A 26,646-nucleotide genomic window follows, 5' to 3' on the forward strand; every position below is an offset into this window, starting at 1 on the left:
TTCGAGGGGTTCACGATGTTCTCCGTCGAGCTCAAGGCAACGGACCTGACCGACGAGCGCTACAAGGCGGACCGCGCGTACCTGACAACCAACAAGTCCGAGCGCCTCAAGCAGGTGCAGCACCTGCTGCAGCGCCTGCACCCGCGCGAGAGCGACGAGATACCCGAACGCCCCGGCCTGTGCTTCGGCCACGGATTCCTCGCCGGCGGCGCGGACGAGACGATCCCCGGCGCCGCCCTACCGTATCGGGAGGAATCCATCGGGATGACCTTCGTCGATAACGTCCATGAAGACATCTATCTCAACATCTATACCAACACCACGATCGCGGCAGAGACCACGCTGCTGGAGCGCAAACCGGGGGTAATAGCGCTCCTGTCCAGAGACCCGAACCACTCGATGCTCCGCGACGGTAAGGTCGATCTCGAGGGCATAAAGCAGGCCGAGGAGGTCCTGACAACCGGCACCACCGACGAGGACGTTCGCGGACATTATTTCAACATCGAGGCCAACAGCAGGATCGGCTCCCCCGAAACCCCTTACGTCGATATCACCCTTCGCACGGGGGAGTTCGTCACTGACGGGACGCACCCGCGAATCGACCAGGCTTCACTGACAGACGCCGAGGCCGCGGGCCTCTGGGATGCCGTCACCCGCACGTTCCACCCCCGCCCCAACGCCTTCTGAGCCGTTCCGAGGGATATGCCAACCACGCCCACCACAATAGCAGTCGCCCACGACCACGGGGTGAAGCCATGAAGACAGCGCGGCTGTGGGTCTTAGCCGGTATCGGCGTGGCCATAGCGCTGCTGGTATTGGGCTACGGGGCATACGAACGAGGCATACCGACGATGAACGAGCAGGAACGACAGACGCTCGAGGGCTACACCCAGACCATGCGCCCCGTGTGCGTGGGGCGCTTTCAGCTGCAGATGCCCGAGCGCATGGCATTGAGCTCGAGCAGCCTGACGGTGAACGACGCGAAAATCAGCGCCCGGCCGATGAGCCGGCAGATGTATGACCGGTTCATCGGGAAACGGAAAAACACCCTGGAAGCGAAAAAACCGGACAGTGAAGTTTATTCCCCTTACCTCAAAAGGGTAATTGAGAGCAGCGCGGGATTCATTATTTTCGACAGAAATGAAAGCCCCGGAGCTACCGATGCACTGAGGGTCCTGGAGGGATACAAATTCGAGGGGTTCACGATGTTCTCCGTCGAGCTCAAGGCAACGGACCTGACCGACGAGCGCTACAAGGCGGACCGCGCCTATATGTCGTCCAACAAATCCGAGCGCCTCAAGCAGGTGCAGCACCTGCTGCAGCGCCTGCACCCGCGCGAGAGCGACGAGATACCCGAACGCCCCGGCCTGTGCTTCGGGCACGGATTCCTCGCCGGCGGGGCGGATGAGACGATCCCCGGCGCCGCCCTGCCCTATCGGGAGGAATCCATCGGGATGACCTTCGTCGATAACGTCCATGAAGACATCTATCTCAACATCTATACCAACACCACGATCGCGGCAGAGACCACGCTGCTGGAGCGAAAACCGGGGGTAATAGCGCTCCTGTCCAGAGACCCGAACCACTCCATGCTCCGTGACGGCAAGGTCGATCTCCAGGGCATCAAGCAGGCCGAGGAGGTCCTGACAACCGGCACCACCGACGAGGACGTGCGAGGGCATTATTTCAATATCGAGGCCAACAGCAGGATCGGCTCCCCCGAAACCCCTTACGTCGACATCACCCTTCGCACGGGGGAGTTCGTCACTGACGGGACGCACCCGAGAATCGACCAGGCTTCACTGACAGACGCCGAGGCTGCGGGCCTCTGGGATGCCGTCACCCGCACGTTCCAGCCCCGCCCCAACGCCTTCTGATTCGTGCCGGATGAACGAACACACGGTTTTCATCAGGGCGGGACTACAACTTCGTCGCACAGGGACAGGTATCGGACCCCGGCCACCCATTCATTCTGATTCGCATGGAAGGCGGCGACGTGCCCGGGGACTCAGCCAACCGGCTGTGGCATTCCACCCTGGGCAGCCTGCGGCCACGCCCCGGGGCCTTATGAATCGGGGGGTTCAGCTAGAAAACCGCTTCCAGCGCCTCGTCGAGACGGCTGACGGGGATGATCTCCAGGCCCTCGGGACGCTGGCCCTTGGGGGGCAGGTTCTTGGCCGGCACCAGCGCGCGCCGGAAGCCGTGTTTGGCGGCCTCGCCGAGGCGCTCCGGGCCGTTCGGTACCGGCCGGATCTCGCCGGCCAGGCCGACCTCGCCGAACATCACCCATTCCTGGCCCACGGCGCGGTCGCGCAGGCTGGAGAGCACGGCCACGAGGCTGGGCAGGTCGCTGGCGGTCTCGGTGACGCGCACCCCGCCCACCACGTTGAAGAAGACGTCCTCCCCCGCGGTACTGATGCCGCCGTGGCGGTGCAGCACCGCCAGCAGCATGGCCAGGCGGTTGCCGTCCAGCCCGAGGGCCACGCGGCGCGGATTCGCCAGCGGGCTCTCGGAGACCAGCGCCTGGACCTCCACCAGCAGCGGTCGCGTGCCCTCGCGGGTGACCATGATCACGCTGCCCGGCACCGGCTGCTCGTGGCGCGAGAGGAAGATCGCGGAGGGGTTCTTCACCTCGTGCAGCCCGGTGTCGAGCATGGCGAAGACTCCGAGCTCGTTGGCGGCGCCGAAGCGGTTCTTCACCGCGCGCAGCAGGCGGTAGCGGCTGCCGGCGTCGCTCTCGAAATACAGCACCGTGTCGACCATGTGCTCCATAACCCGCGGGCCGGCGAGCTGGCCGTCCTTGGTGACGTGGCCGACCAGGAACAGCGCCGTGCCGGTCTGCTTGGCGTAGCGCACGAGCTGGGCGGTGCACTCGCGCACCTGGGCCACCGAGCCCGGCGCCGAGCTCAGCCCCTCGGTATGCAGGGTCTGGATCGAGTCGATGACCATCACGGCGGGACGTTCCGCGGCGGCGGCGTCGAGCACCGCCTCCACCGAGGTCTCGGCGAGCAGCCGCAGGCCCTCCGCGGCGACGTTCAGCCGGCTGGCGCGCAGGCCCACTTGGCGCAGCGATTCCTCACCGGTGACGTACAGCGCGCTGTGCGCGGCGGGCAGCCGGGCCACCATCTCCAGCAGCAGGGTGGACTTGCCGATGCCCGGATCACCGCCGAGGAGCACCACCCCGCCGCGGACCAGTCCGCCGCCGAGGACACGGTCCAGCTCGCCGATGCCGGCGCTGAAGCGGGTCTCCTCGTCGGAGGGCACGTCCGCAAGGCTGCGCACCCCCCGGTCGCCGGCGTACTGGCCCCGGGGCCGCCCGCCGGCGGCCGGCGTGGCCTCGACGATCTGCTCCTCCAGGGTGTTCCAGGCCCCGCACTCGGGACACTGGCCCGCCCACTTGGGCGAGGAACCGCCGCAGTCGCTGCACACGTACAGACGCCGGGGCTTCGCCGTCCTGGCCATCAGTCACTCCTCCCGGAAGGTCACGCGCGGGGTCAGCCGGCAGAACAGCTCGTAGGCGATGGTGCCGCAGTGGCCGGCGACCTCCTCCGCGGGCAGCCCCCGCCCCCACAGGGTCACCGGCGCGCCGACGGCGGCGCCGGGATGCCCGCGCAGGTCCACGCAGAGCATGTCCATGGACACCCGCCCCGCCAGGGCCGCGCGGCGGCCGTCCACCAGCACCGGGGTACCGTTGGGCGCGTGGCGCGGATAGCCGTCGCCGTAACCGATGGAGACCACGCCCACGGGCATGTCCTCCGGGCAGGTGAAGGTCCCGCCATAGCCCACCCGGTCACCGCGATGGTGGCGGTGCACGGCGATCAGCCGCGCCTCCAGGGTCATCGCCGGGACCAGCGGCGGGCGCTCGCCGCCATCGATGAACGGCGACGCCCCGTACAGGCAGATGCCCGGACGCACCCAGTCCGCATGGGCGGACGGCCAGGCCAGGGTCGCCGCGGAATTGGCGATGGACGCCTCTCCCCGCCCCGCCTCGCGGGCCCGCGCAAAGGCCTCGAGCTGGCGCGGCGTGGTGTCGTCGCGGCGGTCGTCGGCACAGGCGAGATGGGTGAGCCAGCGGATCTCCCCCACCGCGGGGCAGTCGCGCAGGCGACGGTAAACCGCCGCCGTTTCCTCCGGTCGGAAGCCCAGGCGGTGCATGCCGCTGTCCACCTTGATCCAGACATCCAGCGGCCGGGACGGCGCGGCCCGCTCCAGGCACTCGACCTGCCACGGGGCGTGAATCACCGCATCCAGCCGCTGGTGGGCGAAGTCTTCGATCTCGTCGGCGTCGAAGAAGCCCTCCAGCAGCACGATGCGGTGGTCATGCCCGGCCTCGCGCAGGGGCAGCGCCTCGGCGAGGCAGCTCACCGCGAAGGCGTCCGCTCCTGCCAGCGCGGCGGCGGCGCGGCGCAGGCCGTGGCCGTAGGCATCCGCCTTGAGCACGGCGATCGCCCGCGCCCCCGGCGCGCGCTCGCGCACCACGCCCAGGTTGTGCACGAGCGCATCGGTGTGGATGGTCGCCCGGGCCACGCGGCTCACGTCCAGCCCTCGCTCCCGTAAACGTCGTCGATGTAGTTCTCGAAGCGCGTGAACTGCCCGAGGAACGTCAGGCGCATGGTGCCCACCGGGCCGTTACGCTGCTTGCCGATAATGATCTCCGCGGTGCCCTTGTCGGGGCTGTCGTCGTTGTAGACCTCGTCGCGGTAGATGAACACGATCACGTCGGCGTCCTGCTCGATCGCCCCGGATTCGCGCAGGTCCGACATCACCGGGCGCTTGTTCGGGCGCTGCTCCAGGCTACGGTTAAGCTGGGAGAGCGCGATCACGGGCACGTCCAGCTCCTTCGCCATGGCCTTGAGCGAACGCGAGATCTCCGAGACCTCCTGGGCGCGGTTCTCCTTGAAGCCCGGCAGCTGCATGAGCTGGAGGTAGTCGATGAGGATCAGCCCGAGGCCGTGCTCACGCTTGAGCCGGCGTGCGCGGGCACGCATCTCGGTGGGCGTGAGCCCGGGGGTGTCGTCGATGAACAGCTTCGCCTGCGAGAGCAGGTTCATGGTGCTGGTCAGCCGCGGCCAGTCGTCCTCCTCCAGCCGCCCGGAGCGGATCTTCTGCAGCTCCACCCGGCCGAGCGAGGAGAGCATGCGCATGGCCAGGGCGTCCGCGGGCATCTCCATGCTGAACACCGCCACCGGCGTGCCGTCGTGCATGGCGACGTTCTCGGCGATGTTCATGGCGAAGGTGGTCTTGCCCATGGACGGGCGGGCCGCGACGATCACCATGTCGCCGCCCTCCATCCCGGAGGTCATTCGATCGAAGTCGCTGAAGCCGGTGGGCAGACCGGTGACGTCGCCGTCCTGGTGGAAGAGCGTGTCGATGCGGTCGACGACGCTGGGCAGGATGTCGCGCACGCCGATGAACCCGCGGCCACCGCGGCGCGACTGCTCGGCGATCTCGAAGATGGTGCGCTCGGCGAAGTCGAGCAGCTCCTCGCTGCCACGGCCGTCCGGCGTGTAGCCGGCACTCGCGACCTCCGTGCCCGCCTCGATGAGCTGGCGCAGCACGGACTTCTCGCGGACGATGTCCGCGTAGGCGCGGATGTTCGCGGAGCTCGGGGTATCCTTGGCGAGAGCACCGAGATACGGCAGGCCGCCGGCGTCCTCGAGCTGGCCGTTGGACTTCAGCCACTCGGACAGGGTCACCGCGTCCATGGGCTGGCCGCCCTCGGCCAGGGTCTCCATGGCCCGGAAAATCAGCCGGTGGTCGCGGCGATAGAAATCCGCCTCGGACACCCGGTCGGCGACCTGGTCCCAGGCACCGTTGTCCACCATCAGCCCGCCGAGCACCGCCTGCTCGGCCTCGATGGAGTGAGGCGGGACCTTCAGCGCCTCCGTCTCGGTTAGCGCAGCACGCGCGTCGGCCATCTCCAACCTCCGCGCCCGCCTCCGGGCGCCGGCTCACTGCCGGTGGCCGCGGCACCGCAGGGCGCCACGGTCACCGCTGCCCATCCGCACGGCCCCAGGCGGGGCCGCGATGCATGCCCGCCGGCCGGCGGGCATGCCGGTGCGGTCACTCCTCGGCGGTGACCGAGACCGTCACGGTGGCGTCCACGTCCGAGTGCAGGTGCAGCTCGATCTCGTAGTCGCCGGTCACACGCAGCGGCCCCTCGGGCAGACGCACCTCCTGGCGCTCCACCTCGACACCGGCGGCGGTCACCGCATCGGCGATATCGGCGGTGCCCACGGAGCCGAAGAGCTTGCCCTCGTCGCCGGCCTTGGCGGTGATGGTCACCGTCAGCCCCGCGAGCTGCTCCGCGCGGCGCTGCGCGGCGGCGAGCTGCTCCGCCGCCTGGCGCTCGAGCTCGGCGCGGCGCTCCTCGAAATAGCGGATGTTCTCCTCGGTGGCCATGCGCGCCTTGCCCTGCGGCAGCAGGTAGTTACGCCCGTAGCCCGCGCGCACCTTAACGCGGTCGCCGAGCCCCCCGAGATTGTCGACCTTCTCAAGCAGAATGACTTCCATTGCTAATCCCCAGAACCAGTCCAGTAATCGATCCACGCCCGCCGTCTCAGGCGGACTCCGTGACCCGGCGCCGCACGTCCACGAACACGTCCATCATGCCGGCGATGGCATAGATGCGCGCGAACGGGGCGAGGCTCACATAGACCACGACCAGCCAGGCCCGGCTCAGCCCCTTCGCACCGACCAGCGCGTGGGCAACCGCCAGGGCCTGGAAGACGAACACCGTGCTCACCACCAGCGCCACGTCGTAGAGCGCGCCGCCCCCGACGACAGAGCCGACGACGAGCACGCCCAGGCAGGCGAAGGTGAACCCGCGGGAGAAACGCAGGGCGTGGAACTCCGCGCCGAACCCCCCGGGATTGTACAGCAGCGCCTGCCACCAGCGCGCCAGCAGCAGGCTGGCAATACCCACCAGCAGCAGGTTACCGAACCACAGCGACGTCATCATCGTCGCGAGCCGGCCCGCCTGTGCGTTCAGCGCCTCGCGGGTGGCCGGGTCCGCAAACAGGCCTGCCGCCTGCTCCAGCATCCCCTGCCAGTAGGCGCCGGCGTCCCCCACCACCAGGTGGAAGAGGATCACCGCGACGCCCGCCAGGGCCGCGGCCGCCTCCAGCGCCCGCGGCAGTGAGACCGTCACCCGGAGGCAGGCGGCCACTGCCACCATCGGCAGCCAGACCTGCAGCGGCAGCTGCAGGGCCGGCAGCGGGCTGCCCACACTCGCCTGAGCGAGTACCGCCAGCACCGCGGTGGCACCAGCAACGGTGAGAACACCCTCACCGGCACCGCGGCGCAGGGTCACCAGCGCCACCACTGCCGAGCTGATCCACAGCAGCAGCGGCACCACGGCGGTCAGCGCCGTCACGGCGATGGCCGCTATGCGGCCGCGCATGACCAGCGCTGCCAGTGAGCGCATGTCAGTGCCGGTCGGTGTACGGCAGCAGCGCGAGGTAACGGGCGCGCTTGATCGCCCGCGCGAGCTGGCGCTGGTAACGCGCGCTGGTGCCGGTGATGCGGCTCGGCACGATCTTGCCGGTCTCGGTGATGTAGTTGCGCAGCGTGTTGAGATCCTTGTAGTCGATCTCCTTCACGCCCTCGGCGGTAAAGCGGCAGTACTTCCTGCGGCGGAAAAAACGTGCCATGTCGTCGTCACTCCCGATGGTTTGCGTCGCCGGCGGCAATGCTGATCCGCTCGGCGCTGATGATTAAACGGCTGTCGCCATCACGCTGACGCGCCCGGGCGAGGAATCCCTCCACCGTGACCGCGGTGCCCGGCGGCCAGTCCCCGGCCTCCGGGGCCAGGACCGCGCCGGCGGCGCGCACGCCGACCCGGAATCGGATCGGGCGCTCCACCCCGGCCTCCACCTGACGCGATTCGTGCTCGATGAGCAGTCGCGCGATGGGGACGCCGGCGGGCGAATACCGCAGCTGGACGGCATCGACCAGGCGGCCGGTGATGCACACACGGTTGTCGGCCATGGGCCGCGGCTCAGGCGTCGGCGGACTCCCGCTCGCCGCGCTCCTCCTCGCGCCGCTCCTCCTGGTTCTTGGCCAGCGGGGACGGCTCGGTGACGGCCTCCTGACGGCTCAGCGTCATGTGGCGGATCACCGCGTCGTTGAACCGGAACAGCGAGACGAGCTCGTCCAGGTCCTCGGAGGTGCACTCGACGTTCATGAGCACGTAGTGCGCCTTGATCAGCTTGTTGATCGGGTAGGCGAGCTGACGGCGCCCCCAGTCCTCGAGGCGGTGGATCGCACCGTTGTTGCCCTCGATAAGGCTGCGGTAACGCTCGATCATGGCGGGTACCTGATCGCTCTGGTCCGGGTGGACCAGGAATACGATTTCGTAGTGTCGCATTGTCACTCCTTGCGGTTGACTGACCGATGGGCCGGGTCACGAAAGCCGCCCGCGAATGCGAACGGCAAGGAGACGCCCGAAAGCAGGCGAACGCGGGATGATAACCCCGACACGCGGCGGGCGCAAAACCGCGTGTCAGCGCCGCTGACGAACGGCCTCGAAGAGCACCACGCCGGTGGCCACGGAGACGTTGAGGCTCTCCACCGCACCGGCCATGGGGATGCGCACCAGCGTATCGCAGGCCTCGCGCGTCAGCCGGCGCATTCCGGACTCTTCGGCGCCGAGCACCAGCGCCAGCGGCCCGGTGAGGTCGGCGTCGTAGAGCGCGGCGTCGGCGCCGTCCGCCGCCCCCACCAGCCAGACACCGCGCTCACGCAGCCCACGGAGCGTGCGCGCGAGATTGGTGACCTGGAAGAACGGCACCCGTGCCGCGGCACCGGCAGCGACCTTGTGCACCACCGGTGTGAGTCCGGTGGCCCGGTCCCGGGGCGCGATCACGCCGTGCACGCCGGCGGCGTCCGCGGTACGCAGACAGGCACCGAGGTTGTGCGGGTCCTGGACCTGGTCGAGCACCAGCAGCAGGGGCGCCTCGTCGAGGCCGTCCAGCATCTGCGCCAGGTCGTCCTCGCCCCGGGGGCGCTCGCCGCGGTAGTGGATCACCACGCCCTGGTGGGCGCCGCCCTCGGCGAGGCGGTCCAGGGTCCGGCGGTCGGCGGTATGGACGGGGCACCCCACCCCCTCGAGCTGTTCGCGCAGCCGGCGGCCGCGGGCGTCGCCGCGGCGCGCGTCCACCCAGGCCTCGACCACGCGGGTGGGATCGTAGCGCAGCGCGGCCCGTACCGCGTGCTGGCCGAAGAGGACCTGGAGGTTGCCGCTCAACTACCGCCGCCCCCGCTGCCACTGCCGCCACTACTGCGGCGGCGGCCACCGCGGCGACGGCCGGAGCGGGACTTCTGCTTCTTCTGGCCACCACCGCGCCGGCGCACGGCGGATTCCTCCAGCGGCTCGCCGTCCGGCCCGAGGGGATGGGCGACGGGCTGGAAGTCGATTTTGCGCTCGTCGATGTCTACGCGGGCGACGAGCACCCGGATACGGTCGGTGAGACGGTACTCCTTGCCCGTGCGCTGCCCCGTCAGCCGGTGACCGATGGGGTCGAAGTGGAAGAAGTCGCTTTCCAGGTTGGTGATATGGATCAGCCCGTCGACGTAGACGCCGTCGAGCTCCACGAACAACCCGAAGCTCGTCACCCCGCTGATCACGCCGTTGAACTCGGTGCCCACGTGCTGGGACATGTACCGGCACTTGAGCGTCATCTCCGCATCGCGGCTCGCCTCCTCGGCGCGCCGGTCGGTCATGGAGCAGTGCTCGCCGAGGGTCACCAGGTAGTCGTGACGGTAGCCGAAGTCCGCCGGCTTGCCGCCGTTGATGGCGTGCTTGATCGCACGGTGGACGACCAGGTCCGGGTAGCGCCGGATCGGCGAGGTGAAGTGCGCGTACGCGTCCAGCGCCAGGCCGAAATGGCCGACGTTGTCCGGACGGTACTCGGCGGCCATCATCGAGCGCAGCAGCACCGTCTCGATGAGGTGACGGTCCGGCCGGCTGCGCACGCGCTGCATCAGACGGGCGTAATCCTTGGGCTCAGGCGCATCGCCGCCCTCCAGGCGCAACCCGGTCTGGCTGAGGAACTGGCGCAGGTTAGTCAGCCGCTCCTCCGCCGGGCGCTCATGGACACGGTACAGCGCGGGTATCCGGCGGCGCAGCAGAAAGCGCGCCGCGGCCACGTTGGCGCGCACCATGCACTCCTCGATGAGCTTGTGCGCGTCGTGGCGCTCGGTCGGGTGGATACCCGCGATCTGGCCCTGGTCGTCGAAGCTCATCTCCGTCTCGGTGGTCTCGAAGTCGATCGCCCCGCGGCGATCGCGATCCTTGCGCAGGGCGCGGTAGACGGAGAAGAGGTTGTCGACGTGCTTGAGCACGCCGCGGAAACGCCGGCGCACATCCGGGTCGCGGTCGATGTGGATGGCCTTGACCTCGTCGTAGGTCAGCCGGGCGCTGGAGCGCATCACGCCCTCGTAGAAACGCGAGCGCCGGAGCTTGCCCTCGCGGCTGATCTGCATCTCGCAGACCATGCACAGGCGGTCCACCTTCGGGTTGAGCGAGCACAGGCCGTTGGAGAGAACCTCCGGCAGCATCGGCACGACGCTGCGCGGGAAGTACACGGAGTTGCCCCGCTCCGCCGCCTCGCGGTCCAAGGCTGAGCCGGGCTCGACGTAATGGGCCACGTCCGCGATCGCGACAAGCAGCTTCCAGCCGCTGTCCGTGGGCTCACAGTAGACCGCGTCGTCGTAGTCCCGGGCGTCCGGGCCGTCGATGGTCACCAGCGGCAGCTGTCGCAGGTCCGTGCGTCCCTGCTTCGCCGGCCCCGGCACCTCGTCGCCGAAGGCCTCGGCGTCGCGGGTAACCTCGGCCGGCCATTCCACCGGGATGCCGTGAACCCTCGCGGCGACATCGATCTCGCTGCCGGCGGGGATATGACGGCCCACGACCTCCGTGACCCGGCCGATGGGCTGGCGGCGCTTGGTGGGCTGGCTGAGCACCTCGACCACCACGAGGTCGCCGTTCTGGGCCTCGCCGCGGTTATCCGCGGGGATGATCACGTCCTGATGGAGACGCTTGTTGTCCGGCACCAGGAAGCCCACGCCGCTCTCTTCGAAATAGCGCCCGGCGATGGAGCGGTTGGCGCGCTCGAGCACCTCCACGATCTCGCCCTCGGTCCGGCCCTGGCGGTCGACGCCGGTGATGCGTGCCACCGCGCGATCGCCATGCAGGAGGTTGCGCATCTCCCGCGGCGAGAGGAGTACATCATCGCCGGGCAGGTCGGGGTGCAACATGCCCCAGCCCTCCGGGCCGGATCGTACCCGGCCGCGGACGAGCTCCTCGTTGTCCACCACGACGTACCCGTTGCGGCGGTTGCGCACGAGCTGGCCGTCGCGCTCCATCGCGCGCAGGCGGCGGCGCAGGCCTTCGAGGTCGTCCTCCTCCGCGAGCTCGAAGAGCTCGGCGAGCTCCCGGCGGGAGAGCGGCCGGGCCGCGGCCTCCAGCTGTTCCAGGATGAACTCGCGGCTGGGAACCGGGTTACCGTATTTTTCCTTCTCACGGGCAAGATGCGGATCCGTGTCCGGATCGACGCTGCGTTTTTTCGCCATTCGGCAGGTAGTCCTCGTTGCTTGGCGCTTGTAGTCAATCAAATCAGCATACGCGATCGCACCCGGGCATTGACAGGCCCGCGCACCCCGGTTAATCTCTGCGCCGCTTGTCGACGAGAGGCAATCGAGTCGACAGGAAAGCCGAGGTGGCGGAATTGGTAGACGCGCTAGCTTCAGGTGCTAGTGGGGGTAATCCCCGTGGAGGTTCAAGTCCTCTCCTCGGCACCAGACAACGGAAAAGGCGGGCCTGACGGCTCGCCTTTTTTTATGCGCGGCCACAGGAAGGTCGCCACCGCCGCTCCCCACCCACGCGTCACACGACCGCCCCGGCACCCGCGGTGCCTCCCCGGTGCGACTGACGCCGAAGTGACACCGGCGACAGCAGGCAACGCCGAATACCGCAATGCCTTCGGTGCTATCCGCGGCGGCCAGGGGGGGGTACCGACAACGTCGGTGATCGGTGCCAGCACGACCGGCGGCCCGGGACGGGCGCCGGCGATCCGTCAGGGGTCAGCCGGGCGGGGTGATGACGCCCCGCCCACGCCTGCTCAATCGAAGGGGTTGTTGAGCACGATGGTGTCGCGCCGGTCCGCACCGGTGGAGATCATGTCGATGGGCACACCCACCAGCTCCTCGATGCGGCTGAGATAGGTCCGCGCCGCCTGCGGCAGGTCCTCGTAGCGGCGCACGCCTACCGTCGAGCACCGCCAGCCCGGCAGCTCCACGTATTCCGGCTCGCACTCGGCGACGGCCTCGGCCCCCGCCGGCAGCACCGCGCTGGTGCGGTCGTCGCTGCGGTAACCCACACAGATACGCAGGGTATCGAGCTCGTCGAGGACGTCGAGCTTGGTGATGCACAGCCCGGAGAGGCTGTTGATCTGCGCCGAGCGGCGCATGGCCACGGCATCGAACCAGCCGCAGCGCCGCGGCCGTCCGGTAGTCGCGCCGAACTCGTCGCCCCGGCGGGCGAGATGCTCGCCGAGCTCGTCGAACAGCTCGGTCGGGAACGGCCCCGCGCCCACGCGGGTGGTGTAGGCCTTGGTGATGCCGAGCACGTGGTCGATGTGCCGCGGCCCGACCCCCGTGCCGGCGGCGGCGGCGCCGGCGGTGGTGTTCGAGGACGTCACGTAGGGGTAGGTGCCGTGGTCGATGTCCAGCAGCGTGCCCTGGGCGCCCTCGAAGAGCAGGTTTTCACCGGCGTCGCGCCGGTCATGGAGCAGCGCGGCGACGTCCGCGGTCATCGGCCGCAGCGCCTCGGCATGGGCCAGGCAGGCCTCCTGGATGCGCTGGAAGTCCAGCGGCTGCTCACCGAAGTAGTGCTGGAGCACGAAATTGTGGAAGTCCAGCAGCTCACCGAGCTTCGCCGCAAGGCGCTCACGGTGGAAGAGATCCCCGATCCGCAGCCCGCGCCGGGCGACCTTGTCCTCGTAGGCCGGGCCAATGCCGCGACCGGTGGTCCCGATGGCGGCCTGGCCGCGGGCGCGCTCGCGCGCCTGGTCCAGGGCCTGGTGCGAAGGCAGGATCACCGGGCAGGCCGGACTCACGCGCAGGCGCTCGCGGGCGGGCACGCCCCGCGCCTCCAGCGTCTCGACCTCCTCGAGCAGCGCCGCCGGCGAGACCACCACGCCGTTGCCGATCAGGCAGAGCACGTCCTGGCGCAGGATCCCGGACGGGATGAGGTGCAGCACGGTCTTCTCGCCGTCGATCACGAGGGTGTGACCGGCGTTGTGACCGCCCTGGAAACGTGCCACGGCGGATACCCCCTCGGTGAGGAGATCCACCACCTTGCCCTTGCCCTCGTCGCCCCACTGGGAGCCGACGACCACGACGCTCTTACCCATTGAATTCCTTCCGTTCAATCAAGCGATTCCACGACCCAGCCATCGCCCTTGTGCACGAGCACCCGGTCGCAGCCCATCTCCGCCGCCTCGTGCTCGTGGCCGGGCAGCAGCCAGACGACGCGTTCCCCGGCGGCACGCAGGGCGTCGATGCGCTCGAACAGCGCCGTGGAGTCGGTCCACGGGGCACCGATCGCCGCCGGCACGACGCCAGTGGCGCCCGCCTCGTCGGCAAGGGCGAGCACGTTGCGCAGATCGGCGCTGAAACCGGTCGCCGGCCGGGGCCGCCCGAACACGGCGCCGATTTCGTCATAACGTCCACCGCGGGCGATCTCCTGGCTGAAGCCGGGCACCAGCGCCGCGAAGACCACACCGGTATGGTAGCGGTAGCCGCGCAGCTCGCCGAGGTCGAAATGCAGCGCCACGCTCGGCAGCCAGCGCTCCAGCGCCCCGGCGATGGACCACAGCCGGCGCAGGGCGTCATGGACCGCCCCGCTGGCCTCCGCCAGGCGCTCGTTCGCGTGATCCAGCACCTCCACGCCGCCGGTGAGCTCCGGCAGGGCCGCGAGCATGCCCGCGACCGACGCCGGGACGCTGTACTCGCGCAACAGCGCATCCAGGTCCGCCACGGCCTTGCGCTGGAGGGCATCCCACAGCGCGGTCTCGGCCGCCTCGTCGAGCCCGGCCTGGCGGGCCAGACCGCGGAAGATGCCGACATGGCCGAGGTCCACGTGCACGCTCGCCACCCCCGCCGTGCGCAGGGTCTCGACCATCAGGGCGATGACCTCTATGTCGCTCTCGACGCCGGCATGGCCGTAGAGCTCGGCGCCCACCTGCAGCGGGTTGCGCGAACCGGTGAGCCCGTCGGGGCGCGTCTGCAGCACCGTGCCCGAGTAACACAGCCGCACCGGGCACTCCCGGCGGAGCTGGTGGGCATCGATACGCGCGGCCTGCGGCGTGATGTCGGCGCGCACACCCATCATACGCCCGGAGAGCTGATCGGTGAGCTTGAACGTCTGCAGATCCAGGTCGTGGGCCGCGCCGGTGAGCAGGGAGTCGAGATACTCGATCGCCGGGGGCATCACCAGCTCGTAGCCCCAGCGCTCGTAGCAGCCGAGCACGCGCTGGCGCAGCCGCTCCAGGGCCATGGCCCGGGGCGGCAGCAGCTCGTCCACCGCGTCCGGGAGCATCCAGCGCTCGCCGCGGGTCGGGATAGACTCGGTCATGAGTGCCTCCGCGCCGTCAGTGGCGCACCAGGTAGAGCAGGATGACGCCGGCGATCATGGTCGCCAGGCCGGTCCAGCGCAACGTCCGGTCGTTGTGCTGGACGATCTGGAAGAGCACCCGCCGCATGGTGCGCGGGCTGAGAAAGGGCATGATGCCCTCGATCACCAATATCAGCGCGAGCGCGCTCAGCAGGTCCTCCAGCATCATGGGATGTCAGGCCTCCGGGGTCGGGCGGCGGTGGTGGCGACGGCGCTCAGCCGTCGCCACCGCCAGCCGAGCCGCCGGACTGCGCATCACCGCTGGACTGGACGCCACCGCCGGGCTGGCGGAAGTAACGGAAGTACTCGGAATCCGGCGAGAGCACGACCACGTCGCCCTGACCGTCAAGGCTGCGCTTGTAGGACTGCAGGCTGCGGTAGAAGGCGTAGAACTCCGGATTGTCGGAGTACGTCCCCGCGTAGATCCGTGCCGCCTCGGCGTCGCCGGCACCGCGGATGCGGTCGGCGTCGCGCCGCGCCTTGGCGAGGATGACGGTGCGCTGGCGGTCCGCGGACGCGCGGATACGCTCCGCCGCCTCGGCACCCTCGGCACGGAACTCCCGCGCCACGCGCTCGCGCTCCGCGGCCATGCGCTGGTAAACGGACTCGCTCACGCTGTCCGGCAGATCCACGCGCTTGAGGCGCACGTCCACGACGTCGACGCCCAGGCTCTTGGCCGCCTCGGAGGCGCGTTTCTGCAGGATACGGGTGATCTGCACGCGGTCGCCGGAGATGATCTCGCGGATGGTGCGCGAGCCGAACTCGTTGCGCAGCCCCTCCTGGATGATCTCCGAGAGCCGGGTGTTCGCCGCCTGCACCGAGCCCTGCACGGTGGTGTAGAAGGCACGCACATCACCGATGCGCCACTTCACGAAGGCATCGACGATGAGGTTCTTCTTCTCCTGGGTCAGGAACCGCTGGGGGTCCTGGTCCAGGGTCTGCACGCGCGCATCAAAGTAGCGCACGTTGTTCACGAACGGCGTCTTGAAGTGCAGTCCGGGGGCGACCTTGGCGTCCACGATCTCACCGAGACGGAACTTGATCGCCTTCTCGGTCTCGCGGACCGTGTAGACCGACATGGAGCCGATCACCAGCGCCACGACGACGATGACGGCGACGATGGGCAATCCTCGTTTCATCAGCGGCTCTCCCGGGTTCTCAGACGGCTCTCGCTCCAGTTGCCCCCGGAGCTGCTCTGGCTGCCGGAGCTCGCGGAGCTGCCGGCACTGCTCGACGAGCTGCCACCGCCGGCACCGGACATGCTGCCGGTATCACCGTTATCGACACCGGCGCGGGCGCGCTGGCTCTGCTCCATAAGCTTCTCGACCGGCAGGTAGAGCAGAGACTGGCTGCCGTTACCCTTGCCGGAGTCGATCAGGATGTTGCCGGTGGCCGAGAGCACGTCCTCCACGGACTCGATGTACAACCGCTCCCGCGTGACCTGCGGCGCCATGTTGTACTCCTTGGCCACGGCGGCGAAGCGGTCGGTCTCGCCATTGGCCTGGGCGACCACCTGCTCGCGATAGGCCTCGGCCTCCTCGCTGATACGGGCGGCCTGACCCTGGGCCCGCGGGATGATCTCGTTCTGGTACGCCTGCGCCTGGTTGATCAGGCGCAGGCGGTCCTCGCGGGCCTTGATCGCATCGGCGAAGGCGTCCTGCACCTGCTCCGGCGGCTGGACGTCCTGGATCGCGACCTCGACGAGGTTGATCCCGGAGTCGTAGGCCTTGAGCGTCTCCTCGATGCGCTGGCGGGTCTGCATCGCGACCTCGGCACGCCCCTCGGTGAGGATGAAGTCCAGCTCGTTCTTGCCCACGGTCTCACGCAGGGCGGACTCGGTGACCGACTTCAGTGTCTGCTGCGGCTCGAGGAAGTTGAACAGGTACTTCGCCGGGTCCGAGATGTCGTACTGCACCGCGAGGTGCACGTTAACGATGTTCTCGTCCTTGGTGAGCATCAGCGCCTCGGAAGGCACCGTGCGGGTGTTGTTGGCGGTGGTCGCCTCGTAGCCGACGGTGATGCGCCGGCGCTCGGAGGTCCGCACCTTCTCCACCTCGCCCACGGGATAGGGCAGGTGCCAGTGCGGCCCGGGGCCGGTGGTGGCCACGTGCTGGCCGAAGCGCAGCTCCACGCCGCGCCAGCCGGCATCGACGATGTAGACGCCGGAGGCCAGCCACCCGAGCACGATCACGACGATGATCACGCCGATGCCGGTCGGGCCGATGGACAGTCCGCCGCCCCCGTCCGGGCCGGAGCCGCCGCCATTGCCGCCGGACTTGCCGCCGAACAGGGCACTCAGCCGCTGCTTCGCGCGGCGCAGCGCCTCGTCGAGATCCGGTGGTCCCTGGTTGCCGCCACCGCCGCTCCAGGGGTCCCGGTTGTCTCCGCCGGGCTCATTCCAGGCCATGATTGAAGTACTCCCAGTTGGACAGGCCCGCCGGGGCCGATCACAGGCACAGCGGCGGATTCTAATGACGCCCGCGCGCCCGCCGCAAGGCGGACGCGCCTCAGTCGATAAAGGTCGGCAATCCCTCGTGACGGCGAAGGCGCTCCATCTCCCGCTGAGGCAGGCTCACCTCCAGCAGGCAGTCGCCGTTGTCGAGCATGCGCTCCTCAAGCACCTCGCCGGACTGATAGACCAGTGCCCGCAGCCGCCCCTCGCTGGGCGGCAGGCGCAGCCGCCCGCGGGCACGGCGCTCGCCGACGCGCTCGGCCACCACCCCCGGCAGCAGGTCCAGCCCCTCACCGGTCTTCGCCGAGACCCACAGGGCCACCGGCTTGCCGTGCTCGTCGCGGTCCACCCGCGCGGGCTGGCCGAGCCGGTCGATTTTGTTGTAGATGGTGAGCACCGCCACCTCGCCGGCCCCGATCTCGCCGAGCACGCCCTCGACCTCGGTGACCTGGTCCCCGCGATCCGCCGCGCCCGCATCCACCACGTGCAGCAGCAGATCGGCCTCGATGACCTCCTCCAGGGTGGAGCGGAAGGCGGCCACGAGCTGGTGGGGGAGGTCGCTGATGAAGCCGACGGTATCCGCGAACACCGCGGATTCGCCACCCGGGAGCGGCACCCGCCGGAGGGTCGTGTCCAGCGTCGCGAACAACTGGTCGGCGGTGAACACGGTGGACTCGGCGAGCCGGTTGAACAGCGTGGACTTGCCGGCATTGGTGTAGCCGACCAGCGAGACCGCCGGCAGGTCGCGCTTGCGCCGCGCCTGCCGGCCCTGGCTGCGCTGGCGGCGCACCCGCTCCAGACGCTTCTCCAGCTGCTTGATGCGATGACCGAGCATCCGCCGGTCCATCTCCAGCTGGGTCTCGCCCGGGCCGCGCTGGCCGATGCCGCCCTTCTGCCGCTCCAGATGGCTCCAGCCCCGCACCAGCCGGCTGGCGATATGACGGAGCTGGGCGAGCTCCACCTGGAGCTTGCCCTCGTGGGTGCGGGCACGCTGGGCGAAGATGTCGAGGATCAGCCCGGTGCGGTCCAGCACCCGACAGCCGAGCTCGCGCTCGAGGTTGCGCTCCTGGGCCGGCGACAGCATGTGGTTCACCAGGACCAGGTCCGCACCGGCCGCGGCGATACGCTCGCCGAGCTCGGCGACCTTGCCGCGACCGAGAAAGTAACGGGGATCGGGGCGGTCCCGCCGGTTCACGACCCGGTCGACGATCTCCGCGCCGGCGGAGACCGCCAGCGCGGAGAATTCCTCCAGGGTCTCGTCCAGCGAGGCCCCACCGTCGTCGAGCTGCACCAGCACGGCGCGTTCGCCGCCCTCGGGACGATCGAATAGTTGTGCCGGCGCGGTCTCCGTCACCGGCTTACTGGTCGCTTTCCTCTGCACCCGACCCCTCTAGCTGGTGGGCTCTGACCGCGCGCGAGGGCACGATCGTGGAGATAGCGTGCTTGTACACCATCTGGCTGACACTGTTGCGCAACAGCACCACGAACTGGTCGAACGACTCGATCTGCCCCTGCAGCTTGATGCCATTCACCAGATAGATGGAGACCGGTACCTTTTCCTTGCGCAGGGCGTTGAGAAACGGTTCCTGAAGTGATTGCCCTTTGGCCATTCCAAATGCTCCTTCGTGCCTTCGGCCCTTGTTGTTATGCGCCGGCAGCCTCCATACCCGCGCCTGCTCATCGACGGTCGGGCGGCCTCCCTCGCCGCCCGAAAGCCCTAGGGCCCAACCGCTTGGCATGAGTCTAACACGCCGGTCATGGCTTCCCTAAGGCGTTGCCGCAGCGCCGGATCGGTGGCCTCGAAGTGCCTCAGATCCGGTTCGCGGCGCAGCCATGTGAGCTGGCGTTTGGCGAACTGCCGGGTCGCGGCGACACCCCGCTCGCGCAGGGTCTCGCGGTCATAGTCGCCGTCCAGGAAGGCCCAGACCTGGCGGTAGCCCACCGCACGCATCGACGGCAGCTCCGCATGCAGATCCCCCCGGGCCTTCAGGCCGGCGACCTCGTCGATGAACCCCTGCTCGATCATGGCGTCGAAACGCCGGGCGATGCGCTCATGGAGGATGCGCCGCTCGGCAGGGGCCACTGCCCACTTGACCACACTGAACGGCAGGGGTTCCGAGCGCGCCGCCCGCGTCAGCTCCGTGAGCGTGCGACCGCTGAGCAGGTAGACCTCCAGCGCCCGCTGCACACGCTGGGCGTCGTTGGGGTGCAGCCGCGCGGCGGTCGCCGGGTCGACGCCGGCAAGCTGGCGGTGCAGCGCCGGCCAGCCCTCGCGCCGCGCCCGCGCCTCGAGCTCGGCGCGCAGCTCGGCGTCCGCCTCCGGCAGGTCCGCCAGGCCCTCGGTGAGGGCGCGGTAGTAGAGCATGGTTCCGCCCACGAGCAGCGGGATGCGGCCCGCGCGATGGATGGCGGCGATCTCCGCCAGCGCATCCGCGCGGAAGCCCGCCGCGGAATAGCGCTCTGAGGGATCGAGGATATCGATCAGGCGGTGGGGGGCACGGGCCAGCTCGTTCGCCCCCGGCTTGGCGGTACCGATGTCCATGCCCCGGTAGACCAGGGCCGAGTCCACGCTGACGATCTCCACCGGGAAGCGCTCCACCAGGTCGATGGCTGCGGCGGTCTTGCCCGAGGCCGTCGGCCCCATGAGGAGGATCACCGGCAGCGGCGCGCCCATGGCTACTGGCCCCGCAGGAACAGCCGGTCCAGGTCGGCCATGGTCAGCCGTGTCCAGGTCGGCCGGCCGTGGTTGCACTGGCCGATATTGCGCGTGCGCTCCATCTCCCGGAGCAGGGCGTTCATCTCATCCAGGCTCAGACGGCGGTTGGCGCGCACGGAACCGTGGCAGCCCATGGTGGCGAGCACGTGGTTCACCGCGGCCTCCACCCGGCCACTGCGCCCCTCCGCCTGGAGGTCGGCGAGCACGTCGCGGACCAGCGTCTCGGGGTCGGCGGTGCGCAGCAGCGCCGGCAGGCGGCGGAGATGGACGACGTCCGGGCCGCCGCGGTCCACCTCGAAGCCCAGGCGGGTGAACACCTCGGCGTACTCCTCGGCGATGTCCGCCTGTCGCGGTGTCACCGACACCCGCACCGGCACCAGCAGCGGCTGCGAGGCCACGCCCTGCTCCGCCACCTGGTCCTTGAGGCGTTCGTAGACGATGCGCTCGTGGGCGGCATGCATGTCCACCAGGATCAGGCCGTCATCGTCCTGCGCGAGCACGTACACGCCGTGAAGCTGAGCCAGCGCGAAGCCCAGGGGCGGCGCCTCGCCGGAGACCTCCCGCGGCTGCACGGCGGACGGCGCATGCGCCGACGGGACGGCGCGGCCGCTGTCCCCGTCCGCCGCGGCGCTGGCCTGCGCCGGGCGTTCCTCCGCCCCGGCCGCCGGCACACCGCCCTCCTCCGGCCCGTACAGTGCCCGGGCCTCCGCCACCGGCAGGCCCATGGAGGCCTGCTGCGGCGGCCTGGGCGGCGCCACCGGCCCGCCGGCCGGAGCCGGGGGCGGTGCCGCTGCAGTCTCCGTTCGGGACGGCTCCGCAGCGGGCGCCACCGGCTCGGGCGCGTCCGCATCGCCGGCATGCTCCAGGGCGTGGTGGACCTGGCGCAGCAGGAAGTCGTAGACAAGGCGGCTGTCGCGGAAGCGGACCTCGTGCTTGGTCGGGTGCACGTTGACGTCCACCTGCCCGGGGTCGATCTCCAGGTAGAGGACATAGGCGGGGTGCCGGTCCTTGAACAGGAGATCGGCATAGGCCCGGCGCAGGGCGTGGCTGATCAGCCGGTCCCGGATCATGCGCCCGTTGAGGTAGACGTACTGCAGGTCCGCCTGGCCGCGGGAGGCCGTGGGCAGGCCCAGCCATCCCCACAGGCGCATGCCGGCGGCCTCGGTCTCCAGGAACAGCGACTGGTCCACGAAGGCCCGGCCGGTGAGCTCGGCCAGGCGCTGGCCCCACGCCGCACGGTTACCCGCTGCAGGGAGCTGCATCGCGGTGCGGCCGTTGTGCTCGAGGTTCACGGCGACGCCGGGATGGCTCATCGCCATACGCCGCACGAGCTCCTGGACGTGGCGGAACTCGGTGCGCTCGGCGCGCAGGAACTTGCGCCGCGCCGGCGTGCGGTGGAATAGCTCGCGGACCTCGACGGTGGTGCCCGCCGGGTGCGGCGCGGGCGCCGGCTCACCGGCCTCACCGTCCTGCACCTCCAGCCGCCAGGCATGCTCCTCGCCGCTGGCGCGGGAGGTGATGCACAGCCGCGAGACCGAGGCGATGCTCGGCAGCGCCTCGCCGCGGAAGCCGAGGCTGGCTATGTGCTCCAGGTCGTCGAGCTCACGGATTTTGCTGGTGGCATGGCGGCCGACGGACAGGCGCAGGTCCGCCGGGCTCATGCCCTGACCGTCGTCACGCACGCGGATCAGGCCCTTGCCGCCGGCCTCCACCGCCACGTCGATGCGACGGGCGCCGGCGTCGATGGCGTTCTCGAGCAGCTCCTTCACCACTGAGGCAGGGCGCTCGATGATCTCCCCCGCGGCGATCTGGTCGACCAGCAGGGGCGGCAGCTCACGTATTCGGGTTTCGGTCTCGGGGGTGCCCATGGCGTCCATTATGCGGGCTCACCCGGGCCACGGCCATGGCCCGGTTCACGGGATACGCAGGCGCGTCCCGGCGACGATGGTGTCGCCGTTGATCTCGTTGGCGCGGCGCAGACGGCTGACGCTGACGCCGTGATTGGAGGCGATCTCGCTCAGGGTGTCGCCGCGCTTGACCACGTACTCCTGCGACTTCGAGCCCGCCATGCGCAGCCGCGGCCGGTGGGCGTTGGCGTATTGGGTAATGCCCTCGGCTAGCGCCGAGGCCAGCTCCTGCTGGTGGCTGGCGGATCGCAGCAAGCGCTCCTCCTGCGGGTTGGAGATGAACGCCAGCTCCACCAGCACCGAGGGCATGTCCAGGGACTTGAGCACCACGAACGCGGCCTTGCCCACGTCCCGGCTGTGCATCCGCCCGACGTTGTCCATCTCCCCGATCAGCGTATTCGCCAGACCGGTGCTGGCCTCGATGGTCGCCGCGCGGGAGAGATCGAGCAGCACCGAGGCGACCATATCGTCCTTGTCGTCCAGCGAGACGCCGCCGATACGGTCGGCGGCGTTCTCGTTGCGCGCAAGCATGCGCGCGACCTCACCGGAAGCGCCGCGGCGGGAGAGGATGTAGACGGAGCCGCCGCGAACGCTGCGCTGGCGCACGGCGTCGGCATGAATGGAGACGAACATGTCCGCCCCTACCGCCCGGGCCTTGCGGGTGCGCTCGCGCAGGCCGATGTAGTAGTCGCCCTTGCGGGTGAGCACGGGACGGAACCCGGGCGTCTTCTCGAGGATCGCGGCGAGCTTGCGGGCGACCTTGAGGACGACGTCCTTCTCGTGGGTGCCGTGCGCCCCCGTGGCGCCCGGGTCCTCACCGCCGTGGCCGGCATCGATGGCGATCACCAGGTCGCCCTGGCGCTCGGACTGCCGCCGCACCTCACGCTCCGCCTTGCGGTTGGCCGCCTGCTTGCTCGGGCTCTCCAGGTCGACCACCAGGCGATGGCCATAGGTGTCGTTGGGGGAGACGGTGAACGCCTTCGCCTTGGCGGCGCCGTCCAGATCCAGCACCACCCGCAGGTCCCGGCCGTGGCGCACACCGGTGCGGATGTCCTTGAGCACGCCGGTGACCTCGTCGCTCCGCACCGCCGTATTCGCGATCCCTGCCTCCGGCAGATCGACGACCACGCGCCTGGGATTGTCCAGCGTGAACATCTTGTAATCCGACGCGCCGGAGAGATCGAGCACCACGCGGGTATGCTCCGGGCCCGACCACGTGCGCACGTCCGTGACCTGCGTACGGGCCGCGTGCGCCACGCCGACGATCAGGCTGAGCACTAGCGCGAGCACAAGGCGCATGAAGGGATTCCTGTTCTTCTCCGGGACGCTACAGGTGCCAGTTAGGCACAAACGCCCGGGTATTTCAATACTTTTCTCTTACTGAGCAGAGAGATAGACGCAGTTTCTGGATTAACACTTCAATCCGGGAGGTGTGCACGCAGCGCGGAGAGCACCGTCTCGCCCGCCTCGCTACAAGCCTCGACCGTCAACGTCCGCCCCGCCCCGTCGGCGTCGAGGGCCAGCCGCAGGTCGGGCGCCGGGAGCGCGCCGGCGCCGCGCTCCGGCCACTCCAAGAGCACCACGGCAGGCCGCTCGAAGAGATCACGCAGGCCGAGGAATTCCAGCTCCTCCGGGTCGGCAAGGCGATAGAGGTCCAGGTGGAAGACCCGCCGGCCGCCGCATTCATAGGGCTCGATGAGGGTATAGGTCGGACTGCGCACCGCGCCCGTGTGCCCGAGCCCGCGGAGCACGGCGCGCGCGAGGGTGGTCTTGCCTGCGCCGAGGTCGCCGGCGAGGGTCACCGTCAGCGCCTCCGGCAGGCAGGCGGCAAGCGCCGCACCCACCGCCTCGGTGGCGGCGGCATCCGGGAGGACACGCGTGAGCCCGCTCATTCCGGCAGACCCCCGGACAGCGCATCGATCACGTCCCGGGCGAGCAGCGCCCGGCGGCCGGTACGCACCGCTGCACGGTCGGCGGCGCCGCCGTGGACCGCCGCGGCCATGGCCGCCGCCTCGCCCACGCCGAGCCCCTGGGCCAGCAGCCCGGCGACCACGCCGGTAAGGACGTCCCCCATGCCGCCGCTCGCCATGCCCGAGTTGCCGGCGGTGCACAGCCAGCGCTGGTCGCCGGCACCGATCAGCGTCCCGGCACCCTTGAGCAGCGCGGCCCCGCCAAAGCGGCTGAGCAGCTCGTCCAGCGCCGCGAACCGGTCGCGCTGCACCTCGGCGGTATCGCGGCGCAGCAGGCGCGCCGCCTCCCCCGGGTGCGGGGTAATGACCCGGCGCGGGTTCGCCACCGGCCCCTCCGCGGCGAGGAGGTTGAGGGCGTCGGCGTCGGCGACCAGCGGCCCGTCGAACCCGCCGGCGGCGGCCAGCATCCCGCGACCCCAGTCCGACTGCCCGAGTCCGGGGCCAATGGCCACCACACTCGCGCGCCCGAGCAGCGGCTCCAGGGCGGTGGCGCTGTCCACTGAATGGGCCATGACCTCCGGGCACGCGGCGAGCAGCGGCGCGATATGGCGCTTGCGGGTGGCCACGCTCACGAGCCCGGCCCCCGTGCGCGCCGCGGCCTCGGCCGCGAGGCGTACGGCGCCGCCGAAGCCGTAATCGCCGCCAATCACCAGCACGTGGCCGAAATGGCCCTTATGGCTCGCGGGCGAACGCGGCGCCAGCCACCCGGCCACCGCCCCGGCGTCCACCCGCCAGGCGGCCGGAGGCATATCCCCGAACACCGCGGGGGGCACGTCGAGATCGTCATAGCGGACCGTGCCGGTATAGTCCGGCGCGGCACCGGTGAACAGCCCCTGCTTGAGGCCGATGAAGGTCGGGGTGACGTCCGCGCGGAAGGCGACACCGAGACAGGCGCCGGTGGTGGCACTGATGCCCGAGGGCACATCCACGGCGAGTCGGCCCACGGCGCGCGCATTGGCCGCCTCGATGGCCTCGGCGTACTCGCCGGCGACCTCGCGGTCCAGGCCGGTGCCGAGCAGCGCGTCGACGACGACGTCCGCGTCGTCCAGCGCCCGGGCATCCCACGGCTCCAGGGCGACCAGTTCGCGGCAACGGCCCATCGCGTCCGCCGCGGCACCGCTCAGGCGCTCCGGGTCCGACACCGCGGCCACGCGCACGTCCAGCCCCGCCGACGCGGCCAGCCGCGCGATCACGTAGCCATCGCCGCCGTTGTTGCCGCCGCCGCAGAGCACCGTCACGCGCCTGGCCTCCGGCCAGCGACGGCGCAGCAGCCGGTAGGCGGCGCGCCCGGCCTGCTCCATCAGCCGCTCGCCGGGAATGCCGTGGTCCTCGATGGCCCGGCGATCGAGTTCCCGGACCTGCTCGGGGGTGTAGAGTCGTGTCGGTAACGCTTCCATGGCTCGCTCCGCGCTCCAGCCGAACGGGAAAGCCTTGCAGTATAACGGTCAGGCCCGTGGACACTCACGCAGGACTGCCCCGGCGGCGTAGCACCCTCTTGATACGGCCGGGCCGGGCCGCCACGAGGACGGGGTGCCCGCGAGCCGTTCCGGTGTCCCGCCCGACACACGACAATCCCGCCGGAAAGACTAGTAAAATAGTCGTATGAGAGACGCCGCGACCGACACCGCCCCGTCCATGACCGATCTTGCCGGGGACATCCGGCGCTGGGCACGGGAGCTCGGCTTCAGCGACGCCGGCATCGCCGCCCCGGACCTCAGCCAGGACGAAGCGCACCTGCTGCGCTGGCTCCGCGAGGGCCGTCAGGGCGGGATGCACTACATGGGCCGGCACGGCGTCAAGCGCGCCCGTCCGTCGGTGCTCCACCCGGGGACGGTGCGCGTGATCAGCGTCCGCCTGGACTACCGACCCGACGACGTCGAGGACGACGCCCCGGTGCTCGCCGACGGCGCGCGCGCCTTCGTCGCCCGCTACGCCCTGGGCCGGGACTACCACAAGCTCATGCGCCGGCGCCTCCAGCAGCTCGCCCGACGCATCGAGGCCGCCACCGGCACGTTCGGCTACCGCGCCTTCGTGGACTCCGCACCGGTGCTGGAGAAGGCGCTGGCGCGCAACGCCGGGCTCGGCTGGATCGGCAAGAATACCCTGGTGCTCTCGCGCGAGGCGGGATCGTACTTCTTCCTCGGCGAACTGTTCACCGACCTGCCGCTGCCGGCGGACGAGCCGCCCACGGCGCACTGCGGAAGCTGCCGGGCCTGTCTGGCGGTATGCCCCACGGGGGCGATCACGGCGCCCTACCAGCTCGACGCCCGGCGCTGCATCTCGTATCTCACCATCGAGCACCACGGCACCATCCCGGAGGCACTGCGCCCGGCCATCGGCAACCGCATCTTCGGCTGCGACGACTGCCAGAGCATCTGCCCGTGGAACCGCTACGCCCGGCCCACCGACGAGGCCGACTTCCAGCCCCGCCACGGGCTGGACCACGCCTCGCTGGTCAGCCTGTTCCGCTGGGACGAGGCCACCTTCCTCAAGCGCACCGAGGGCTCGGCCATCCGCCGCCTCGGCCACGAGCGCTGGCTGCGCAACATCGCCGTCGCCCTGGGCAACGGCCCGGCCTCGGATGAGGCGGTCGCCGCCCTGCGCGAGCGCACCGCCCACCCCTCGGAGCTGGTACGCGAGCACGTGCAGTGGGCGCTGGAACGGCTGGGGGCACCGACGTAGCCGCTGCCCTGCGCAGGCCGCCGCTCAGGGGGCCTCGGCCGCCCGTTCGCGCAGCAGCTCGTGCAGCGCCGATGCCGCGGCGGACAGGGGCTGGCGCCGCCGGGTAATGACGCCGAGCCGGCGCTCGATGACCGGCTCGACCAGGGGTCGATAGCCGAGGCCGGCGACGGCGATCTGGCGGAAGCTGAGCGCCGGAAGGACGCTGATCCCCATGCCGGCGGCAACCATGCGGCCCACCGTGG

At 70.1% G+C, this 26,646-nt stretch carries 26 protein-coding genes and 1 tRNA gene; 4 read left to right on the forward strand and 23 right to left on the reverse strand.

The window, feature by feature from the left end; translation table 11 throughout:
* Together G7A99_RS05490 and G7A99_RS05495 are read left to right on the forward strand one after the other, a co-directional pair.
* On the forward strand, positions 1 to 687 hold a 687-nt coding region (locus G7A99_RS05490; protein WP_205599743.1), incomplete at its 5' end, for a T6SS immunity protein Tli4 family protein.
* Positions 688 to 755: 68 nt separating this feature from the next.
* Complete coding sequence (locus G7A99_RS05495; RefSeq protein WP_163139145.1) at positions 756 to 1,877, forward strand: T6SS immunity protein Tli4 family protein; 1,122 nt, start codon at positions 756 to 758, stop codon at positions 1,875 to 1,877.
* Between the two features lie 208 nt (positions 1,878 to 2,085).
* On the opposite strand, the gene radA is transcribed toward G7A99_RS05495, so the two are convergent.
* The 10 genes from radA to rnr all read right to left on the reverse strand — a co-directional run bounded on the left by radA (position 2,086) and on the right by rnr (position 11,574).
* Entirely contained in the window at positions 2,086 to 3,462 is a 1,377-nt protein-coding gene (gene radA / locus G7A99_RS05500; RefSeq protein WP_018717231.1) for a DNA repair protein RadA, read from the reverse strand.
* Positions 3,463 to 3,465: 3 nt separating this feature from the next.
* The gene (gene alr / locus G7A99_RS05505) at positions 3,466 to 4,536 is read right to left on the reverse strand and encodes an alanine racemase (protein WP_163139146.1); all 1,071 of its coding nucleotides are present in this window, start codon (positions 4,534 to 4,536) and stop codon (positions 3,466 to 3,468) included.
* Complete coding sequence (gene dnaB, locus G7A99_RS05510) at positions 4,533 to 5,918, reverse strand: replicative DNA helicase (RefSeq protein WP_018717229.1); 1,386 nt, start codon at positions 5,916 to 5,918, stop codon at positions 4,533 to 4,535. Before dnaB ends, alr begins: the two co-directional genes overlap by 4 nt.
* 145 nt (positions 5,919 to 6,063) lie before the next feature.
* On the reverse strand, positions 6,064 to 6,513 hold the full coding sequence (gene rplI / locus G7A99_RS05515) for a 50S ribosomal protein L9 (RefSeq protein WP_018717228.1): 450 nt from the start codon (positions 6,511 to 6,513) through the stop codon (positions 6,064 to 6,066).
* A gap of 46 nt (positions 6,514 to 6,559) precedes the next feature.
* Positions 6,560 to 7,402 carry a hypothetical protein gene (locus tag G7A99_RS05520; protein WP_205599744.1) on the reverse strand — a complete coding sequence of 281 codons (843 nt, stop codon included), beginning with the start codon at positions 7,400 to 7,402 and terminating at the stop codon, positions 6,560 to 6,562.
* A 25-nt stretch (positions 7,403 to 7,427) separates the two neighbouring features.
* Positions 7,428 to 7,652, reverse strand: coding sequence for a 30S ribosomal protein S18 (gene rpsR / locus G7A99_RS05525; protein WP_018717226.1), 225 nt, complete (start codon positions 7,650 to 7,652; stop codon positions 7,428 to 7,430).
* 7 nt (positions 7,653 to 7,659) lie between these two features.
* Positions 7,660 to 7,989, reverse strand: coding sequence for a primosomal replication protein N (gene priB / locus G7A99_RS05530; RefSeq protein WP_018717225.1), 330 nt, complete (start codon positions 7,987 to 7,989; stop codon positions 7,660 to 7,662).
* 10 nt (positions 7,990 to 7,999) lie between these two features.
* Entirely contained in the window at positions 8,000 to 8,368 is a 369-nt protein-coding gene (gene rpsF, locus G7A99_RS05535; RefSeq protein WP_018717224.1) for a 30S ribosomal protein S6, read from the reverse strand.
* 135 nt (positions 8,369 to 8,503) lie between these two features.
* Complete coding sequence (rlmB, locus tag G7A99_RS05540) at positions 8,504 to 9,247, reverse strand: 23S rRNA (guanosine(2251)-2'-O)-methyltransferase RlmB (RefSeq protein ID WP_163139147.1); 744 nt, start codon at positions 9,245 to 9,247, stop codon at positions 8,504 to 8,506.
* Positions 9,244 to 11,574: a ribonuclease R gene (gene rnr, locus G7A99_RS05545; RefSeq protein WP_018717222.1), complete on the reverse strand. Its 2,331-nt coding sequence runs from the start codon at positions 11,572 to 11,574 to the stop codon at positions 9,244 to 9,246. Before rnr ends, rlmB begins: the two co-directional genes overlap by 4 nt.
* Before the next feature lie 140 nt (positions 11,575 to 11,714).
* Between rnr and G7A99_RS05550 the strand changes: the two genes are divergently transcribed.
* Positions 11,715 to 11,802: transfer RNA gene (locus G7A99_RS05550), tRNA-Leu, on the forward strand.
* 320 nt (positions 11,803 to 12,122) lie between these two features.
* Here G7A99_RS05550 and G7A99_RS05555 read toward each other — a convergent pair.
* The 12 genes from G7A99_RS05555 to G7A99_RS05610 form a co-directional block, all read right to left on the reverse strand.
* The gene (locus G7A99_RS05555; protein WP_163139148.1) at positions 12,123 to 13,415 is read right to left on the reverse strand and encodes an adenylosuccinate synthase; all 1,293 of its coding nucleotides are present in this window, start codon (positions 13,413 to 13,415) and stop codon (positions 12,123 to 12,125) included.
* A gap of 14 nt (positions 13,416 to 13,429) precedes the next feature.
* Complete coding sequence (locus tag G7A99_RS05560; protein WP_163139149.1) at positions 13,430 to 14,638, reverse strand: ATP phosphoribosyltransferase regulatory subunit; 1,209 nt, start codon at positions 14,636 to 14,638, stop codon at positions 13,430 to 13,432.
* 16 nt (positions 14,639 to 14,654) lie between these two features.
* Complete coding sequence (locus G7A99_RS05565) at positions 14,655 to 14,846, reverse strand: DUF2065 domain-containing protein (RefSeq protein WP_018717219.1); 192 nt, start codon at positions 14,844 to 14,846, stop codon at positions 14,655 to 14,657.
* A 46-nt stretch (positions 14,847 to 14,892) separates the two neighbouring features.
* Positions 14,893 to 15,816 (reverse strand): protease modulator HflC, encoded by a 924-nt coding sequence (gene hflC / locus G7A99_RS05570; protein ID WP_163139150.1) that lies wholly within the window; start codon positions 15,814 to 15,816, stop codon positions 14,893 to 14,895.
* Positions 15,816 to 17,084, reverse strand: coding sequence for an FtsH protease activity modulator HflK (hflK, locus tag G7A99_RS05575; protein ID WP_163139151.1), 1,269 nt, complete (start codon positions 17,082 to 17,084; stop codon positions 15,816 to 15,818). The genes hflC and hflK overlap by 1 nt, the downstream gene beginning before the upstream one ends.
* A gap of 100 nt (positions 17,085 to 17,184) precedes the next feature.
* On the reverse strand, positions 17,185 to 18,483 hold the full coding sequence (hflX, locus tag G7A99_RS05580; RefSeq protein ID WP_163139152.1) for a ribosome rescue GTPase HflX: 1,299 nt from the start codon (positions 18,481 to 18,483) through the stop codon (positions 17,185 to 17,187).
* Positions 18,484 to 18,487: 4 nt separating this feature from the next.
* Positions 18,488 to 18,739: an RNA chaperone Hfq gene (hfq, locus tag G7A99_RS05585; RefSeq protein WP_018717215.1), complete on the reverse strand. Its 252-nt coding sequence runs from the start codon at positions 18,737 to 18,739 to the stop codon at positions 18,488 to 18,490.
* 107 nt (positions 18,740 to 18,846) lie between these two features.
* Positions 18,847 to 19,803 carry a tRNA (adenosine(37)-N6)-dimethylallyltransferase MiaA gene (gene miaA, locus G7A99_RS05590; RefSeq protein ID WP_205599745.1) on the reverse strand — a complete coding sequence of 319 codons (957 nt, stop codon included), beginning with the start codon at positions 19,801 to 19,803 and terminating at the stop codon, positions 18,847 to 18,849.
* Positions 19,804 to 19,805: 2 nt separating this feature from the next.
* Positions 19,806 to 21,722 carry a DNA mismatch repair endonuclease MutL gene (mutL, locus tag G7A99_RS05595; RefSeq protein ID WP_163139153.1) on the reverse strand — a complete coding sequence of 639 codons (1,917 nt, stop codon included), beginning with the start codon at positions 21,720 to 21,722 and terminating at the stop codon, positions 19,806 to 19,808.
* A 36-nt stretch (positions 21,723 to 21,758) separates the two neighbouring features.
* Positions 21,759 to 23,051, reverse strand: coding sequence for an N-acetylmuramoyl-L-alanine amidase (locus G7A99_RS05600; RefSeq protein ID WP_163139154.1), 1,293 nt, complete (start codon positions 23,049 to 23,051; stop codon positions 21,759 to 21,761).
* 119 nt (positions 23,052 to 23,170) lie between these two features.
* On the reverse strand, positions 23,171 to 23,644 hold the full coding sequence (tsaE, locus tag G7A99_RS05605; protein ID WP_163139155.1) for a tRNA (adenosine(37)-N6)-threonylcarbamoyltransferase complex ATPase subunit type 1 TsaE: 474 nt from the start codon (positions 23,642 to 23,644) through the stop codon (positions 23,171 to 23,173).
* On the reverse strand, positions 23,641 to 25,119 hold the full coding sequence (locus G7A99_RS05610; RefSeq protein WP_163139156.1) for an NAD(P)H-hydrate dehydratase: 1,479 nt from the start codon (positions 25,117 to 25,119) through the stop codon (positions 23,641 to 23,643). Before G7A99_RS05610 ends, tsaE begins: the two co-directional genes overlap by 4 nt.
* Positions 25,120 to 25,324: 205 nt before the next feature.
* Between G7A99_RS05610 and queG the strand changes: the two genes are divergently transcribed.
* Positions 25,325 to 26,404 (forward strand): tRNA epoxyqueuosine(34) reductase QueG, encoded by a 1,080-nt coding sequence (queG, locus tag G7A99_RS05615; RefSeq protein WP_163139157.1) that lies wholly within the window; start codon positions 25,325 to 25,327, stop codon positions 26,402 to 26,404.
* A gap of 24 nt (positions 26,405 to 26,428) precedes the next feature.
* On the opposite strand, the gene G7A99_RS05620 is transcribed toward queG, so the two are convergent.
* The coding region (locus tag G7A99_RS05620; protein ID WP_240466109.1) for a LysR substrate-binding domain-containing protein at positions 26,429 to 26,646 on the reverse strand (218 nt) is incomplete at its 5' end.

The organism is Arhodomonas sp. KWT (assembly GCF_010993615.1).